This window comes from Limosilactobacillus frumenti DSM 13145, from assembly GCF_001436045.1.
In the GTDB taxonomy this organism is placed as follows: domain Bacteria; phylum Bacillota; class Bacilli; order Lactobacillales; family Lactobacillaceae; genus Limosilactobacillus; species Limosilactobacillus frumenti.
This window is the reverse complement of the sequence record NZ_AZER01000013.1, coordinates 52,077-70,518: the sequence shown is the minus strand read 5'-3', so window position 1 is coordinate 70,518 and position 18,442 is coordinate 52,077. Positions and strand designations below refer to the sequence as shown.

Below are 18,442 nucleotides of genomic sequence, written 5' to 3'. Positions count from 1 at the left end.
AATAATTACTCCTTTATTAATTGTTCGTCAGTGACATTCTGTGCAACGGATTGTAGCCAATTTCTAAAATACAATTTTTGGGCTAATTGCCATTTAAACTGAGGATCCTGCATATGAACCGGATCAGCAAAATAATGCTGTGGTTTGGCATATTCGCGATCAGGATAAGCATTCTTTTCCCGGCGGTATTCTTTTATCAAAGCATCACGGCCGTACTCTAAATGAGCAAACAGGAAATTTTGTTGTCGATGGCGAGCGCGGAATGAAAACAGGTGGTTCCCAACAGTCGTGGATTCCAAGATCAGGTCTGGAGCGTCCACAACCTGACGGTAGTCCAACTCGGCATAGCGGGCATGCGGAGCTAAAAAGCCATTGGGCAAGCCATTTAATAATCCGCGGTCATCTAACACTTGGTTTGGATAAACACCAAACAGTTTTTCAGGCAACAAGTGTTTTTTAATTCCATATAGATAATTAGCGGCGACCATCGCTCCCCAACAGATATAAAGTTGCGGGATCCGTTGCTTTACAAGTTCATCAATTAAATGGTGAATCTCATCAATGTAAGTTACCTGGTCAAATGGCAACTGTTCAATTGGCGCCCCAGTGATAATAAAAGCGTCGAATTGCTTAACTTCTGGGATCACCAATGGCTCTGAGATCGCCGCCACTGTCGTTGGAACCTGTCGCCCAGTATAGTGCATGGGTGGGTACAGATACGTAATGCTAACTGGAAATCCGGTTGCTGTTAAAACGTGAGTAAACCGTTGCTGGGTATCCTGCTTATCATGCATTAGGTTGAGAATTCCTATTTTCAGCGGTGCAGCTGCCATCATTATCACCTCGCTTTATTTAATTGCACAAAAAAACTGTTGCCAGTTGAAGACATAATTAAACAGGCTTACAAGAAGCCAACAAAAATACTTCAATTAACAACAGTATTCAGGTGCTTGGAGTTGGGACTGAATTGACATTAACATAGGACCACTCCCTAAATATTATCCGATTTTATGATAATTCAACTTTATATTGAACGATGGAGAAAGTCAATCAATATCTCTTCACGAGCAGCAAATAAAAAGGACCCTTCCATCCGCGAACAGATAATGAAAGTCCTTCTTCCAGCTACCAAGGTCTAATGATAATCACAGCCAGTCATTGGACAATCATTATTTTCTTAAACATTTAATCGCTGAATTGGCTGCCTGGAATGTTTGATGTCATATGCAACTGATCACTCTGATTGCTTTTGTAAGTGGGCAATAGCCAAATATGCAGGTGTCAACAATTTTTCAACTTGCTTAAATACGGGAAGGTAGCGGTGATAGACCGCCACAGCACCAGGCTCTGGTTGATAAGCATCGATGCCGCCCATCAAATAATTTACCGCGTCGAGATGGTCAATCATCCCCAGGCTCTTCATCGCCATCGTGACGGCGCCAAGGCAGCCAGACTCAAACGACTTGGGAATGTTGACCGGACAATCAAGCACATCCGCTAACATCTGCCGCCACACTACAGACCGGGCAAAGCCACCCGTTGCAGTAACTCGATTGGGCTTACCGACTAGGTCACTCACCGCCTCAAACACAGTGGCGATATTCATACTGATTCCTTCCATCACCGCCCGTAACATGTCGTCCCGGGTGTGGAGGGGCGACAGGCCAAAGAAGCTTCCCCGTGCATCAGCATTCCATAGTGGTGCCCGTTCCCCACCAAGGAAAGGGTGGAAAAGGAGACCGTGTGCACCAGCTGGTACCCCTGCAATGACATGATTGGCCAGGGTATATGGATCAGTGCCTTCATGTTGGACCGCGTTAGCGTCAACAAGGTGGTGAACCGCCCATTGGTAAACAAAGCCGCCATTATTAATGGGACCGCCAATTACCCAGTGATCATTATCCAAAGCGTAGCAAAACAGGCGTTGCTGCAGATCAATCACTGGGTGGTCAGTAACCACACGCACGCCGGCAGATGTCCCAATCGTAATAGCCACCGTATCCTGTTTAATGGCACCAACACCCAAATTAGATAATGCCCCATCGAAAGCACCATAAACAAATGGGGTGTCTACCGGGATCCCCATCTGGGCTTGAGCTTCGGGAGTAAGTCCCCTTTCCTGGGTTGTCCCGCTGACAATGGCCGGCAGTTGCTCTACTCGCAGGTTCGTTAAAGACAATGCCTGATCATCCCAGTTGCCGGTCTGAATATTCATCATCCCCGTACAGGAAGCCATCGATATATCAGTTTTGAACACTCCGAAGAACTGATGGAACAGGAAGGACTTAATCCCGACAAAATACGCTGCTTGGGCCACTTTATCTGATTGCGTCTGGTTTAGCCACATAATTTTCGTCAATGGTGACATGGGGTGAATCGGCGTCCCCGTCTGGGCATATATTTGCGAACCAGCTGGACTGTGTTTGAGCCGCTTGGCAACTTCTTCTGCTCGGGTATCCGCCCAGGTGATGATGCGGGTCAGTGGTTTGAAATGACAGTCAAACATCATGACACTCTGATTAGCACTAGAAAAGGCCACGGCAAGGAGCTGTTCATGAGCAAAGTCAATTTCCGCCGCCGCATCATGAATAACTTGTTCCACTGCAGCCAATAAAGCAAAGGGATCCTGTTCTGCCATTCCCCTAGCATCGCGATACAGGGCATAGCCAGCACTGAAACGTCTCAGTGCATTGGCATGTTCATCATATAAAACCGCCTTAGTAGCAGTTGTGCCGACGTCGACACCGATCAAGTAATTAATGGTTTTAACCTCCTGACATTCTTCAATATTACAGCATATCATAGCGCAATCAATGATGATAAGGAAGCCCCAAACACCAAGTGGGACATGGCACAATGGTATAATTAGAAGGGTAAATAAGTTAGTGTGAGAAATGTTTGGAGTTCCTTACAGAAAAGAGACTAATAATGGAGAATGATCAATTTTTCCGCCGTTTTTGCTATCCAAATGGTTGTCTGAAGAACAAGTTGGAAATTCATGATGCCCAGCAACTGGCTACCTGGGAATTTCAAACTGTCTGCCAACAGATTCAGCTGATATTGACCCATGCGCCACGCATTGGTTCACTCAATGACCTTTGTCTGGTTCACCAGCAACTATTCGGATCAATTTACTCCTGGGCTGGTCAGGTACGAACCGACTACGACCTGCACAAACGTACTGGTGGTATGGACTTCTTTGCCCAGCCGGCAGCGACGATTCCATTGGCTTGGCAATATATTGAGAATGAGTTGCTTCAACCGATGCTGAAGAGAAAGCAGCCCACGGCGAATGAATACATGAAGCTGTTAGATAATGTTAATACTCTTCATCCCTTCCGCGAAGGTAACGGCCGGTCAACGAAAACCTTTCTGCAACTGGTAGCCATGCAGCACCACCAATATCTCCACTTTCCACGTCACCAAATGAAACTCATCGTGGCGCTGAATGCTGCTAACTATCAGGGAATGGCGGAGCAGATTCAATTAATTAATTCTGACGATGCGGTCCGCAACTATGATCAAGAAGTCCCGTTTAACGATCACCAGCAAACAATCTGTGGTCACCACTTCACTAGTCAAGCAGCGTACCGCATTGCCCGGGATAGTGTCTTATTCAATCTCTATGAAGGTTGGCAGCCTAATGATACGGATATCCGGAAGGCGTTGGGCTTATCCAACTAGTAATAGGTGGTTAGATAAAACTGAATTATTATACGTATAAAAGGGGGGGTAATGATTGAATTGTTCGAACACTAGGCCCCCCTTTTACCGTTGATTTTCTACCTTTATTGAAGACTTATGTTTCTTATTTCTATTATTTAGATAAGGAAAACCTTAAAAGCATGCTCCCGGTCACATTATTGAGAACATGCTTTTATACTACTAATTATTTTTAAAATTACCTAACTCCCAAAAAGCTAAGGCCGAGGCAGCAGCGACATTTAGAGAATCCACTCCTGCCGCCATTGGAATCTTAATCGTGAAATCACTCTGGTCGATTGTTTGTTCTCTTAAACCGGGGCCTTCAGATCCCAAAATAATCGCGAGTTTATTCACTCTATTTAATTGGGAATCATTAATGCTAACGGTGTTATGACGAAGTGCCATTGCTGCTGTTCGGTACCCTAACTCATGCAAAAGCTGAATCCCTTTGGCTTGCCAAGTCTTCGCATCGATATAGGTCCATGGCACCTGGAAAACTGTCCCCATTGCTGCGCGTGAAGCACGACGATACAGGGGGTCCGCCGAGTCACTCGTAATTATTACCCCATCAATTCCTAACGCAGCTGCTGAACGAAAGATTGCTCCGACATTAGCCGGATTGACCACGTTTTCTAGAATAGCAATCCGGGGATGGTGAGAAGGCATCTGAGCTAAAAAGTCAGTTATGTCAGGTCGTCTTTTCCGATACATTGCAGCGACCATGCCGCGCAACAAGTTGTAACCAGCAAGTTGCCGAAGCTGGGCACTATTAATGACATATATTGGTGTCTGCCCGAGACCTGCTGTGTTATTAGTGGCCATTTCATGGTCCAAATCAGCTAAATCGCGTTTCATAACCTTATCTTCTACTAAAAGAGAAGATGGCTGGTATCCAGCTCGTAAGGCCCGTTCAATTACTTTCGGGCTTTCCGCAATAAATAGACTGGGCTGCGAAGCGTGAAAAAGTTGGACTTCATTAAGGCGAACGTAGGGATCTAAGTCATCCCCTGTCAAGTTCGGAATAAACGTTAAATTATGCATATTCAATCAACCTTATTCGTAATAATCTATAGCTATTGTATTGATTTAGTGTTTCAAATTCCACGAAATTTTGCAAAATAATGATAATGTTATCTGCCTTTTTGTACTTCTTTGAAACATCGTAGGAAAAGATACCATATATTTTGAATTCACATAATCTCACTCTATAAAGCAGAGATAGAAAAATCAGTTAGCCTACAAATCAAAAAGCGGCTTAATCGCGGAAAATTCCGTGCTCAAGCCGCATAAAATGACTTTTCTATTGGGACTGTATACTTGTAAATCACTTTTATAATCAACTGGCTAATAACTAGTCACTAACTGCAACGCTAACGTCACCAAATCCATGGTCAAATTTAGCTTCCCACTTCCCCTTAGTTAGGTGTGGGGGCAAGAGGAAGGTTCCAGAAGAAACTAGTTGACCGGCACGAAATTCTTTACCCTGATCAGCTAATTTGCCAACTAACCAGGCAAGTGACTTAAACGGGTTACCAAGTACCTCACTCGACTGACCAGTTGAGACCTTTTTGCCGTCGTGATACAGCGTAACGTTAACATTAGCTGCATCGTCAACCGTCGCAAAGGCCTCATCTGCCGGTCGTTCGCTGCCATAAACTACGAAGCCACCAACTGCACAGTCGCTCATCACGTTAAACTTATTTAAATCTGGGAACCAGTCAGCAAAGCGGCAATCTGGCAATTCAACCGTTCCACAAACCGTCGTCTTATGTAGAAGGTCCTCCATACTGTCCTCTGGCTTTAGATCTTCAGTTGCCCGAAATCCTAATTCAACCTCTAATAGAGGGTCCATTGTTTGCTTCTTTAATGATAGACAAGCCGGCGATGGTAGAAAATGACTATCAACTTGCTGACCATACAATGGGCTGTCTGAATCAAACATGTCTTGCGTTTTCTTACTAGTCAAAGAAACTTTATACCCACCGGTGGGCAGCTTTTTAAGTGCAACTACCCGATCCTGAACGGCATAGGCGGTGTCGTCATCAGTTACTACACCGTTCCAATCAGCCATCTTAAGTGGTTGTTGAGTTGTATAGGCCGTTAAAAGAGCCTGGGCGAATGATTCTTGTTTAGCATTCAAGGTAACGTTTTGCTTTGTCATAGTTTGTTCCTCCTATGAAGCCCAGTCATCGTCACCTCTACGGGGTTGTCAGCCCCTTCGTTTGACAACCATGACCGGCTTCGTTTTATTATATTTTTCTAGTTTTTTATTGATGTTAATAATGTCGCTATCTGACATGACCATCACCACCTTTAATGTTTCATAAATGCTAAAAGCGCCCTTTCCAATCCCAGTTACTGGAAATGAAAAGGACGCTTTTAAACGTGGTACCACCTTTCTTTACGGCAAATGCCGCCTTAACCAACCATCGCTTGACACGATATTAGCCGGCACGATAATGGGTGCTACCAGTACATTCTACTAGGAAAACCGTTCGATATACGACTCACGAGTGATCAGCCATGCAATACCTTCCGCTAGTTCGCATCAACCACCAGCTTTCTGTTGCCAGTATTGCTAACTTTCTCGATCAACGTCTTGTTTGTTTCGATTAATTGTGTATAGGTTATCGTAAAAGCATTAGAAAATCAAGAGAAAATATTAGAGCTTTTTAATTTTAAAAATAGTTCCCTCACAATTCAATTACACATTTACATTGCCGACTTCCTACTTCGCCATCAATTCAAGCAAGCTATATTACAAGAACACGAATTGCCGGAAATCTCTTTAACTTTGTTGACGAAGAAACTTAAAATTCATCTGAGGAGTATTTTCTATAAAATTATGGCTGAAAAGAGTTTTTAGACAAGTTCTAGGTGTAGTTGACGTTCACCAATCAAGCCGGCCCGTTTCAAGAAGAAGTACATTGCAACTGATAATACAGCAGGCGCAACAACTCCAAATGCCATATAGGTACTAAACTGTCCCCATCCACGAGAAAGGTAGGCGATTGGGGCAATAAGCGAGTTTAATCCCAATCCACCAAGCGTATATGTTGACCGGAAGCCAAACATAACGGTGGCCAGTGGTGCACAAACGGCTGCAGAAACAACTGATGGAACCAGCAGGTATGGGTTGATTAACAAGTTCGGGAATTGAACTTTAGGAGTAACTAGCCCTTGGGCAATATTGGCACCAAGGTCATTTTGTCGCCAGGACATTGCAGTAAAGGCAACAAATTGTGCAGTTGTTCCAATCAAGGCCGCGGCTGATGAAAAAGGATCCAGGGTTAATGCCACGGCTAATGCAGCAGAAGATGCTGGAGTCATTAAGAACAGTGCCCAAACCACTGAGATTGCAGCTGATCCAAGAACTGGTGAAACTTCCATTGTCTTAGCAATGTATGCAGAAACAGATAGTAATGCTGGAGTAACAACTGAAGCAACCATCAAACCGAAAGTAATTCCGACAGCTAATGCACCAAATGGAACAAGAACCATGTCCAATGGTGTCTTACCAGTCAAGTACTTACCAACTAATACAGCAACAACAGCAGCGAGCACTGCTGAAACTGGTTGACCAGTCGTAAATACTGGTGACCCTACCGCAGCAACTGCAGCTTGGCCAGTAGCAGTCGCACCTTTAACAGCGGTTGAAGTAAAATGAACCGCATTAGCACCAACGGTTGAAGCAACCATTGCCGCAAAAGTAACTAAAGTATTTGTTTTCATTTGTGAAGCAACCGCCACTCCAATAGCAGGCGCTAAGAGGACTTGAGCCTCCGCACCGACTAATGTCAGCACGTGAATGCCTGTCAAGTTACCTATTGTTTGAACTAATAATCCGCCACCTAAGATGACTAAAATGGCATTGGCCACCGCCGCAAAAATTCGATAAGCCGTCTCTTTAACTTTTGAGGAATTAGCATATGTAGCATTTGCTTCTTTTGTTGCATTAACTTGAGTATCCATCATTAACGCCTCCTTAAATTGAAATTTTTATCATAAATGATTGTTTGTAATTTTACGGGAGACAATCTTCAAAATCAACATTTTTCTAATCATTTTCTAATTTAATTTTAATTAGTATGTTATTGACCCTTTTCAATAACTAGGAAGCGCCACCAAACTTTTAAAAATAAAAAAGACGCCTATTAAGCGTCCACAGCCGGTTCGACAACAAGGAGCTACCTTATTGTCATTTTTGTACACTGGTTTCCCAGTTACCATTCTGCCCAGTAGGCACATTAAACGCATAATTAAGTGGTTACCCAAGCGCTCATCTGATGATGGGCGCTTTTTATATTGTACATAATTATCCGGTATTAAGTCTAGTTATAAATGCATTTATGAATTTGGAAGGCAATTAAGAAAAAATAATAGCACAGGCAATTAACTACCTATGCTATCAATCCCATGTATATATTGATTTATAAGGCTGCTTACTATCAAATAAATGTTGATATTTTGGCAGGGTTTTTGGCAGGGAACAACCCAGTTTTTGCTTATTTTTGAATTGGAGTAGTGTCGACAAATGCCGTTATATCGGCTTTCCTTATCCTAGCGCAAAAGCTGAATTATTCGTACTCAATAGTCGAAGGCGGCTTACTCGTGACATCATAAAGGATTCGGTTAACGTGGTCGACTTCGTTTACGATCCGTACAGAAATCTTTTGCAGAACGTCCCATGGAATCTTCGCAAAGTCAGCAGTCATCCCATCAATTGAAGTGACCGCACGAATGGCAACGGCATAATCGTATGTCCGGCCATCACCCATAACACCAACTGAACGAATACCTGGCAAAACAGTGAAGTATTGCCAAATCTTTTCATCTAAGCCAGCCTTCTTAATTTCATCACGAAGAATAGCGTCAGATTCACGGACAATTTCTAGCTTTTCAGGAGTAATTTCACCAATTACCCGGATTCCCAAACCTGGACCAGGGAATGGTTGCCGCCATACTAGTTCATGCGGAATACCAAGCTTTTCACCCAGTTCACGGGTTTCATCCTTAAAGAGCTTCCGTAATGGTTCAATCAACTTGAAACCAAGCTTCTTTGGCAAACCACCAACATTGTGGTGAGACTTAATCGTTTGCGCAGTGTCAGTTCCAGATTCAATTACGTCAGTGTACAGTGTTCCTTGAGCGAGGAAGTCAGCGTCCGGAATCTTCTTGGCTTCTTCATTGAAGACTTCAATGAACTCTTTACCAATAATCTTCCGCTTCCGTTCTGGGTCAGTAACGCCCTTCAGCTTACCCAGGAACCGGTCAGCAGCGTCGACCTTAATGATGTTAACGCCGAGATCCCGATTCAACGCATTCATTACTTGGTCGGCTTCGTTCTTCCGTAACAGACCATGGTCAACGAAGATACAAGTTAGCTGGTCGCCAATTGCCTTGTGAATTAAAACAGCGGTAACGGAGGAATCAACCCCACCGGAAAGGCCCAAAATAACCTTTTTGTCACCAACTTCTTTACGTATGTGTTCAATTTGCAGGTCAATGAAGTCATCCATTGTCCAGTTAGCTTTTGCACCACAAACGTCAAAAGCAAAACGACGCAGAATATCTAAACCGTATTCAGAGTTCCGCACTTCTGCGTGGAATTGAATACCATAAAACTTCCGCTTGTCATCAGCAATTGATGAAATTGGGCAGTTCTTGCTCGTGGCCGTCACTTCAAAACCATCAGGAGCCTTTGTTACCAGGTCCCCGTGACTCATCCAAACGAATTGCTTCTTTGGCAATCCCTTGAACAATGGTGTGTCTTCATCAAGTACTTCAATATCAGCACGCCCATATTCAGAGTTATCGGCCTTTTCAACTTTACCGCCCAGGTCATAGGACATTAACTGCATTCCATAGCAAATCCCCAAGATCGGGATTCCTAATTTAAAAATTTCAGGATCCACTTTGAAAGCATCAGGATCGTACACACTATTGGGACCACCTGAGAAGATAATTCCCTTAGGGTTGATCTTCTTGATTTCTTCTGCGGTTAACTTATGTGAAAGTAATTCGGAGTAAACCCCAAAGTCACGTAAGCGCCGCGTGATCAGTTGGTTGTACTGACTACCAAAATCAAGGACGATAATCTTATCAAATGCATCCAGATTCAATTTTGCCACGTTGCCACTTCCTTCTTTTAAATTTTCTCTTCTTAACTCATAAGTTTACAAGCTCGCCGATGGTTGGTCAATGGTCAGGCGTCCGGCAAAGCAATTTCCCGGGTAATAAAAATTCCGACGGCTAATAATTCAGCAATCAGCGTCGGAATTTATTTTAGCCACGTTTCAGGTAAACGCGGTCAACAATATGGTTATTAGTTTTATGAAGAATGAAATTAGCCCGATTACGGGTGGGCAAAATATATTCATTAAGGTTCGGTAAATCAACCTGTTGCCAAACCCGTTTTGCCATCGCAAAGGCCTCGTCCCGTGGCCCTTGTGAATAGGAGTAATAGTAGTTTGATGGATCCGTAAAGGCCGTATCTAAGAGCATGCCAAACCGTTGCAGGTACCACTGTTCGATTAATGCCGGATCAGCATCAACGTAAATAGAACAGTCAAAGTAGTCACTAACATAAATTTGCTGGTTAGATGGCAACTGTAATGTGTTGATTCCTTCAACAATCAAGATGTCAGGCTGCTTAATCACCAATGGCTTGTCCGGTACGACATCATAGATTTGATGTGAGTAAGTAGGCGCCTTCACGACGTCTTGACCACCCTTGACATCGTTCATGAAGCGCAGCATTTTCTCCATGTCGTACGATTCCGGAAATCCTTTCCGATCCAAAATCCCCTGCCGCTTGAGTTCTGCATTCGAATAAAGAAAACCATCAGTAGTCATTTGTTCTACCCGTTTATCCGGCAGAAGGCGATTCAATAGAATACTAAGGAGCCGTGCAATAGTACTCTTGCCCACAGCGACGGAACCGGCAATTCCGATAATATACGGGATCCGGTCAACTTTTTGCTGCAGAAAGTTGGCTTTTTGCATTTGCCATTCCTGGTAATTTTGATACTTCAGCTGAATCATCTTAATCAGCGGTAAGTAAATATCCTGGACATCTTCGATCGAAATCCGGTCATTAAGCGACTTGATATCATCCAAATTATCCTGGGTAAGCCGCACCGTATCCGTTGGGAAAAAGCTGTGCCAGGTTTGACGGTCAAATTGTTCATAATTCATCCATTGATCCATTATGCATGTTCCTTCATCATTAAATGTAAGCGATTAATTACAATAGTACCACTAATTGAAAATAAGAAAACAGTGACCGGACCAATCAACGGTGCGGTCACTGTCTTCCTACTAATTATGGCTTAGGGAAGCTTGGATTTTGATCCTTCAATTCGGGTGCATCAGTGGAGTAATCATCGTAAGTCGATTGATTATTATTTTCCGCCTTCACACTCGTCTTGTGCTTCTTTTGGGCTTTTTCTAACTTATGCATACTCTTCTTGAAGTTATATGTATAAGCCTTCTTATCAGTCTTCTTGAATCCTGGGAGTTTGTAGAACCGTAGTAGGTCACCATTCATCACTTTATCAGACAGACCGAGATCAGTCGTGACATAGGTTTGAATCTTGGCAAACTCTTTCTTCTGCTTTGTAGTTGGGTTCTTAATCTGCTTGCCACTGCCAGTATGATAGTAATCACCATTAAACTTAGTGTACTTATTAGTGACCCAATCACCATTCCGGAACGGAACGATCTGTTTCCGTTGTGGTGACAGCAAGTCTTGACCAAACTGGATATAATGGCGTGAGCTAATACCCAGAAGATCTTCCAGCGTTGGCAGAACATCAATTTCACCACCATAAGTGTGGTCAATTCCACCTTTCAACCCGGGAGCATTAATCATGAATGGCACCTTCTGGAACATGGCCAGGTCATAGTTATTAATTTTCTTCTTACCGAGAATCTGGGCAATTGCTGGCCGGTGGTTGTTTGAAATCCCATAGTGGTCACCATATAAGATCAAGACAGAGTTTTGACGTAACCCTGACTTATCCAGGTAATCAAGGAACTCACCAATGGACTGATCAAGATAGTGGGCCGTTTGAACATACGAATCAACGGTGTCATCCCCGGTCTTCCATGCTGGAATCGATTCATTCTTTTTATCAATAATGTATGGATAGTGGTTCGTGACCGTGATGAGCTTTGCATAGAACGGCTGAGGTAGCTGTTCAACATAGTGCATGGATTCCTTCATGAAGATCTTATCCTTCAATCCGTAACCCAATTCTTGGTCCTTCACCTTCGGGTAGTAACCCTTGGAGAAGAAGTATTGGTAACCAAATGACTTATAAGCATTGTCCCGGTTCCAGAAACTTGGCACATCCCCGTGGAACGAAGCGGTTGTGTAGCCTAATTTCTGGTGTAGTAATGCTGGTGCTGATTGGAAAGTGTTCGTTGTCCCATCGGTAACCATGGCAGAACCTTCTGGTAAACCAAAGAGCGAGTTTTCCAGCATCATTTCCGCATCGGCGGTCTTCCCTTGTCCAACTTCGTGGAAGAAGTTATCAAAAGCCAATGTATTATCAGAGTGATATAACTTGTTCAAGTTCGGCATAACTTCTTGACCATCTTGTTTATAGTCAATCATGAACTGCTGCAAACTTTCCAAGTGGATTACGAAAATATTCTTTCCCCGTAACGTCCCTTCATATTGAACGTTTGGTGCAGCATAGTTGCTCTTCAAGAACTTGCGGACCGATTTCAATTGATCGCTGTTTGCTCGGGCCTTAACCACGCTATTGGAAGTCGTTTTAACCCCATCATAGATGGTATATGCCTGTAACCCTAAGTACTTAACAATGTAGTTATTATCGAAGGTTCGTGTTAATAGTTGTGACCGGTTCGATTCAGCCATCCCTAGGTTTACCCCAAACAGAACAAATCCTAGTGCGGTAATCGTGGCAGCATAGCGAATCTTAAAGTAACGCATATCCACGCGAATAACATGGAATAGTAAAATTAATGCCAGAATGATCACATCGAGGTAAACGCAAAAATCAACTGGCCGAATAATCCCTAAAATACTCTTACCAAGGTTGTTTGCAGCGGCCCCGGAACCCTTAATCACGTTAAACGTAATAAAGTCAGAGAATTCGCGGTAATACAAGATATTAGCAAACAACCAGGTTGAAAGCAGGGCGTTAATGATCAACATCAGCCAATAGGAAAGGCGCCCACGGAAATAAAGGGCAATCCCTAGAAAAACTAATGCCCCTGGAATAGTGTTAAAGGCTAACAGAAAGTGTTGAATGCTTCCCTTAACGCCAAGGTTAAATTCAGTACTGTACGCCCAGTAACTTTTGATTCCGAACAGGAGTACTACTAGCAGAAAGAAGCCGAGTTTGGTATTTAAACCCTTGCGTAGCTTCTGCAAAGCTGTCTTCATAATCGTTCCTCCATAAAAAAATATCAACGTTAACAATAATACTATAATAATCGATTGCAAAGGGAACGAAGAAGCTTTTTTTAGAAAATTTTCAAATTTGTTTACTTTATGGTGAATAATCTGTTAGATTATTGCTATCTTATTGAACGGGGAGCGGTTAAAAATGACCAAGAAAAAGGCTAATTGGTGGCTGTTAACGGTCGCCGTCATTTGGGGATTTTCCTATATTTTTGTAAAAATGGCATTAAATGCCGGTATGCACTCTGGAATGCTCAATGCCGGTCGTGGGACGATCTGTGTTCTGGGTTGCATAATCTTTTTCTTTCCGCAATTACGGCGGATGACCAAATTTGATTTTAAAGTTGGCCTCTTGCTCGGCATCATTAACTTTGTGGCCTACTTTCTCCAAACGGACGGTTTAAGGTTCAACACGCCGGCTAGCAATGCCTTTTTAACCACGATGTATGTGGTCTTAGCACCATTGCTCCTGTTCTTCTTCTGGCATGAACGGCCACGACTGAAGACATACTTTGTCCTCCCAATTGCAGTCCTGGGAATTGCCATCCTGACCAATGTTATTTCCAGTGGCTTGCAGCTTCAGTATGGGGACTTATTGACTCTCATCTCTGCCATCTTCTGGGCCCTCCAAATTATCTACTTCGGTAAGCTGGCTTCTCGGGCATCCAGCCCCTGGGTAATTATCTTCATGATTGCCCTCGTTCAAAGTATCTGCGGATGGATCACGGCCCTAACAACCGAACAGGCAACTTTTCCCCATATTCACTGGCTGCAAGCAATGATCCCCGTGGTCCTGTTAGCCGTCCTAGTAACCTTTATTGCCCAAGGAATGCAACTCACTGCGCAAAAGTACACCGATGCAACATCCGCTGGTTTATTACTGATGCTCGAATCATTCTTTGCCAGTCTGCTTTCTGTCCTGATGGGCTATGATCATTTAAGCTGGTCACTAGTCATTGGTGGTTTACTCCTGTTATTTGCCAACGCCGTCATGCAAACGGACTTGCACTCACTTTCAATTTTGAAGAAACATTAATCCTGCTGATCTAATAATAAGGCGGTTGACCCAATGAAATTATCACGACAAGGTGCTAATCTGACTCTCTTCATCGTCACTGCGATGTGGGGTAGTTCCTATATTTTTAATAAAATGGTTGTTCAGGCTGGAATGCAGCCAGCAACCATCAACGCCGTCCGCGGCGTGATGTGTCTTCTCACTGGCCTGCTTATTTTTCATCGCCAGCTGCGGCACATGACAAGTTATGACCTGCGTGTTGGCCTAATGGTCGGTGTAGTGAATTTCTGCGGTTTCTTTCTCCGAACTGCCGGTTTGCAGACCACTACTCCCGGCAAAAGTGCTTTTTTAACCGTAACTTACGTGGTGTTTACCCCACTTGTTATGTGGCTCTTTTGGCATGAACGTCCCCAGCGACAGATTTGGATTGCTGTCCCGCTCTCGTTACTAGGAATGGCGATTTTAACCGGAGTTACTAGTACAAGCTTTACTCTCTTGACTGGCGATTGGTTAACCTTATTATCAGCGGTCTGCTGGTCTTTTCAGATTATTATCTTTGCTAAGTATGCCAGTCATGCTTCCAGCCCATGGGTAATCATTACGTTAATTGGCTTTGTCCAGGTTATTCTGGGAACCCCATTGGCGCTACTATTTGAAGGACCATCATTTGGTCATATTGACTGGTGGGCAGCACTATGGCCACTGGCGATCGTCGCCATTGTGATCACCTTCATTGCCAGGAGTCTTCAACTGGTCGCGCAGAAGTTCACTGACCCCACCACGGCCAGTCTAATTCTCATGACCGAATCTTTCTTTGCCACCGTCTTCTCAGTTCTGTTTGGATTTGAAAAACTCACTTCCACTCTGGCAATTGGTGGGGCCTTGATCCTATTAGCCAACGTTATCTTACAATTAAAGCAAAAATAAGGAAGCTGGGAATTAACCTTTTCAAGAGCCTGGTGGGCTAACCTAGAACAATGAATGGCGATAGAATCACCAGAAATGTTCGTAGTTAGCCTCGAAGGCTCTGGTTAATTCCCGCGATTAGACTTGGTAAGTTCGATACTATTAGTAACATTGAAGAGGATGAGAAAAAGCAGAAATGTTTTTTCTCATCCTCTTCATTAGTTTTCAATTAATTGATACTCATCAGTAGGGACACCCTTTAATAAGGGCGTTGGTTGCCCGACTGAAATTAATGTCAACAGGTGCATTGCTCGAGATGCAATCGTGTACAAGAGCTGCCGTTCTGCATCGTCTGGGTATTGTGTTGCGTTACAGTTCCAGACAATCACGGCATCGAATTCCAACCCCTTGGCCAGGTAAGATGGTACGATAATCACCCCATCAACCAGCCGTTGGTTTTCGGTACGGATCAAAGTGGCCTTAACATTACGCCGCTTAAGTGCCGATGCTAACTGCTCACACTCAGCCAAGTCCTTACCAATAATGGCAACGGCATCGTGCTGCTGTTGGTCAGTCCGCAATGTCTTCACTAGAGAATCAACGCCATGCTGATAATTTCGATCCACAATTACCGTCGGCAAATCACCGTTCCGGTCAAAAGCCTCAATCTGTTCACCATTCATTAATAAATGCTTGGTAAAGTTAGTGATTTGTTTAGTAGACCGGTACGACTTCGTTAATTGAACCACCTTCGTTTTATCTGGATCAAACATGGTCGTCAGTTGTTGCAATAGTGATCGACTGTTCTCATGGGTAAAGATGGCTTGGTTGAGGTCTCCTAATAATGTAAACCGAGCAAATGGGAAGCGGAACTTCAGGTATGCTAATTGGTAAGCATCATAATCCTGGACTTCATCAATAAAGACGTAGCGGATATCCCGCTGCCCTTTGCGGCCGGTGATTAAGTCATATAGGTACAAGTAAATAGTAATACCGCTAGCACTAATTTGACCGTGGCGCAGTTCTTCCTTAGTCTGATCAACAAATGCTGTCCAGTCAGCTTCCGTGAGTCCAAATTTACTTAAATCAAGCAACTTAGGAGTAACCCGTAGTAAGTGAATAAACTGACCGTTAATATTGATCCATAAGTTATGATCAATGGCCCGCTTTACTGGTGTCAGGGCTTCCATCACAATTTGCCGGGCCAAGAAGCGGAATTGCTGGTCTTCATTTTCAAATTCCCGAGGCTGATCGCCCATCATATCGTCAATCTGTTCCTTACTCAAGGATTGAACATCTTCTTCAACCCACTTACTCCGCATTTCCACGCTAATCCGGTGGTTCAAAGCCTTGATGAGGGCTTCCTTGGTTCCGTCTAGCCGATTTCCCAGGTTATAGTTCTGATTGAAAGAATAATAGATCTCCTTGATTTTCTCTTTACTAAAGAGGACTTTTTTGCGGAACATAATGTTACGGAAACGAAGGTGGGCCTTCCCCAGATGCTGAGCGTAACGTCCCGTCGCCTTAAAGTAATCCAGACTGGTGGTCAGGCGAACCGCTTTTTTCATCATTGGATCCTGACTACTTTCAAAGCGTTGGCCGAGGGTTTGGACATGGAGCCGTGGTACCCGGCGATTAGCAAACTGGAAGTAGGTCATTTGAACCATATTATGTTCACCCAATTCGGGCAACACTTGATCGATGTAGTCGTTGAATAATTGATTAGGCGAGAATAGGACCACTTGTGAAGAAGTCAGATTACCCCGGTAGCGGTACAGTAACCAGGCCACCCGTTGCAAGACGGCTGCGGTTTTCCCGGAACCAGCAGCCCCCTGCACAAATAGCAAGTCATCTTTAGTGTCCCGAATAATTTCATTCTGCGTTCGTTGAATGGTAGTAACGATACTCTTCATCTTGGTACTGGAATGGTTGCCCAATGCTGACAAGAGCATCTGGTCACCAACTTGTTCATCAGTATCAAAGATAGTAACAATCGTCCCGTCCTCGATTTGAAATTGTCGTTTTAAGGTTAAATTAGCTTCCTGTTTGCCAACTGGCGTATCATAAGAAACTTTGCCCAATTTTCCTTCATAATAAATAGAGGAAATTGGTGCCCGCCAATCGTAAACCAGAAAGTGGTCAGGACGGTCTGAAAAGGAAGCTAGTCCAATATAGATAGTTTCCGGATGATCGCTCCCTTTTTCCTGAAAGTCAATCCGTGCAAAGAAGGGCTTCTTCTCTAATCGCCGCAAAGTTGATAGGTGATCTGCGGCGTGTTGCCAACTATTGTGCCGTTCATCCAGCATCTGCTGCTGAGTACGGAAGGACATGGCAGTATCCATCATCCCTGAATAAGTCGTCGTGTTCAGATGAATATCGTCAATCTGCTTATTAATCCCCTTGATATCACGTTTGGCAGTCTTGATTTTGCCTTCCGCAGAGGTTTCTGCTTTTTTGACCTCATCAATAACGTGATCCAAGTGGGCTTGTTCAAATTGTTGTTCCGATTGTTCTACCAAACTAATCCCTCCCGGCAAATAAATCGTCTAATAATTATAGCATTTCTGAGTCAACGCTCCTAATACAAAGCCAACTATTAAAAGAAGGTTAATTTTGGTCAAAGTGGTCATCTTTTCATATAATTAAAGGGTAGAATAAGACAAAATAACGGGAAGGAAGTGATCGCCATCGCCCATATTCTTTATATTTTGACCCACCTTGCTGAAGTCATCATCCCGATGTTCGAATGGTTAGGTCCCTGGAGCTACGTCCTCCTGTTCGCCTTAATTTTTATGGAAACCGGTCTGGTGGTTTTCCCCTGGCTCCCTGGTGAATCACTAGTCTTTCTTACTAGTTCGTTTATTGCTTTCCACCCCTTCCTGAAAATGGAAATCGTGGTGCCCGTTTTCTTCTTGGCTGCCTTCATCGGTGACACCGTTAACTACTTTATTGGTCGTTCTCTTTCCCACTGGAAGTGGCTGAAGAAACGGGTGGAGGGTCCCGGAATGGTCCGTGCCCACGAACTGCTGTATCGCCACGGAATTAAGGCAGTTGCTTTTGGGCGGTTTGTTCCGCTAGTACGGACGTTTGTTCCATTAATTGCTGGAACAATGCGCTTCGACCTCCGTCGTTTTATGATTGGCAACATTATTGGGGTTACCGTTTGGGTTATCTTGGGGTGTACCATTGGTTACTACTTCGGCTCAATTCCATTTGTTAAGAAGCACTTCTCACTGATCCTGTTGGCGATGGTTGCATTGGGATTAGTGGTTGTTGGCATATTAGCTCTGATTCGCTACTTACGTCGCCAAATTATCAAACGTAATCAGATGCTCTAGCTTGATGATTTAATTCAGACCAATTCATGGTAAAATGAAGAG

At 43.7% G+C, this 18,442-nt stretch carries 13 protein-coding genes; 4 read left to right on the top strand and 9 right to left on the bottom strand.

The window, feature by feature from the left end; translation table 11 throughout:
- Window positions 1–5: 5 nt before the first annotated feature.
- Window positions 6–833, bottom strand: coding sequence for a homoserine O-acetyltransferase/O-succinyltransferase family protein (locus FD27_RS02480; RefSeq protein WP_057749024.1), 828 nt, complete (start codon window positions 831–833; stop codon window positions 6–8).
- A gap of 401 nt (window positions 834–1,234) precedes the next feature.
- Entirely contained in the window at window positions 1,235–2,761 is a 1,527-nt protein-coding gene (locus FD27_RS02475; protein WP_057749385.1) for a gluconokinase, read from the bottom strand.
- Between the two features lie 167 nt (window positions 2,762–2,928).
- Between FD27_RS02475 and FD27_RS02470 the strand changes: the two genes are divergently transcribed.
- The gene (locus tag FD27_RS02470) at window positions 2,929–3,684 is read left to right on the top strand and encodes a Fic family protein (protein WP_057749021.1); all 756 of its coding nucleotides are present in this window, start codon (window positions 2,929–2,931) and stop codon (window positions 3,682–3,684) included.
- A 201-nt stretch (window positions 3,685–3,885) separates the two neighbouring features.
- On the opposite strand, the gene FD27_RS02465 is transcribed toward FD27_RS02470, so the two are convergent.
- The 6 genes from FD27_RS02465 to FD27_RS02440 form a co-directional block, all read right to left on the bottom strand.
- Window positions 3,886–4,746 carry a TrmH family RNA methyltransferase gene (locus tag FD27_RS02465; protein WP_057749018.1) on the bottom strand — a complete coding sequence of 287 codons (861 nt, stop codon included), beginning with the start codon at window positions 4,744–4,746 and terminating at the stop codon, window positions 3,886–3,888.
- A gap of 310 nt (window positions 4,747–5,056) precedes the next feature.
- On the bottom strand, window positions 5,057–5,866 hold the full coding sequence (locus FD27_RS02460) for a 2-keto-4-pentenoate hydratase (RefSeq protein WP_057749014.1): 810 nt from the start codon (window positions 5,864–5,866) through the stop codon (window positions 5,057–5,059).
- Between the two features lie 701 nt (window positions 5,867–6,567).
- Window positions 6,568–7,677: a PTS sugar transporter subunit IIC gene (locus FD27_RS02455; RefSeq protein ID WP_057749011.1), complete on the bottom strand. Its 1,110-nt coding sequence runs from the start codon at window positions 7,675–7,677 to the stop codon at window positions 6,568–6,570.
- Window positions 7,678–8,282: 605 nt separating this feature from the next.
- Window positions 8,283–9,836 (bottom strand): glutamine-hydrolyzing GMP synthase, encoded by a 1,554-nt coding sequence (gene guaA, locus FD27_RS02450; RefSeq protein WP_057749008.1) that lies wholly within the window; start codon window positions 9,834–9,836, stop codon window positions 8,283–8,285.
- 154 nt (window positions 9,837–9,990) lie between these two features.
- Window positions 9,991–10,914, bottom strand: coding sequence for a type I pantothenate kinase (gene coaA / locus FD27_RS02445; RefSeq protein ID WP_057749006.1), 924 nt, complete (start codon window positions 10,912–10,914; stop codon window positions 9,991–9,993).
- A gap of 115 nt (window positions 10,915–11,029) precedes the next feature.
- On the bottom strand, window positions 11,030–13,123 hold the full coding sequence (locus tag FD27_RS02440; RefSeq protein WP_057749002.1) for an LTA synthase family protein: 2,094 nt from the start codon (window positions 13,121–13,123) through the stop codon (window positions 11,030–11,032).
- A gap of 163 nt (window positions 13,124–13,286) precedes the next feature.
- Between FD27_RS02440 and FD27_RS02435 the strand changes: the two genes are divergently transcribed.
- Entirely contained in the window at window positions 13,287–14,177 is an 891-nt protein-coding gene (locus tag FD27_RS02435; RefSeq protein WP_057748999.1) for a DMT family transporter, read from the top strand.
- A 33-nt stretch (window positions 14,178–14,210) separates the two neighbouring features.
- A complete protein-coding gene (locus FD27_RS02430; protein ID WP_057748996.1) occupies window positions 14,211–15,083 on the top strand; it encodes a DMT family transporter in 873 nt (290 codons plus the stop codon).
- 197 nt (window positions 15,084–15,280) lie between these two features.
- Here FD27_RS02430 and helD read toward each other — a convergent pair whose 3' ends face one another.
- Complete coding sequence (gene helD / locus FD27_RS02425) at window positions 15,281–17,581, bottom strand: RNA polymerase recycling motor HelD (RefSeq protein WP_057748992.1); 2,301 nt, start codon at window positions 17,579–17,581, stop codon at window positions 15,281–15,283.
- 168 nt (window positions 17,582–17,749) lie between these two features.
- On the opposite strand from helD, the gene FD27_RS02420 reads away from it, so the two are divergent.
- On the top strand, window positions 17,750–18,400 hold the full coding sequence (locus FD27_RS02420) for a DedA family protein (protein WP_057749383.1): 651 nt from the start codon (window positions 17,750–17,752) through the stop codon (window positions 18,398–18,400).
- Window positions 18,401–18,442 lie beyond the last annotated feature (42 nt).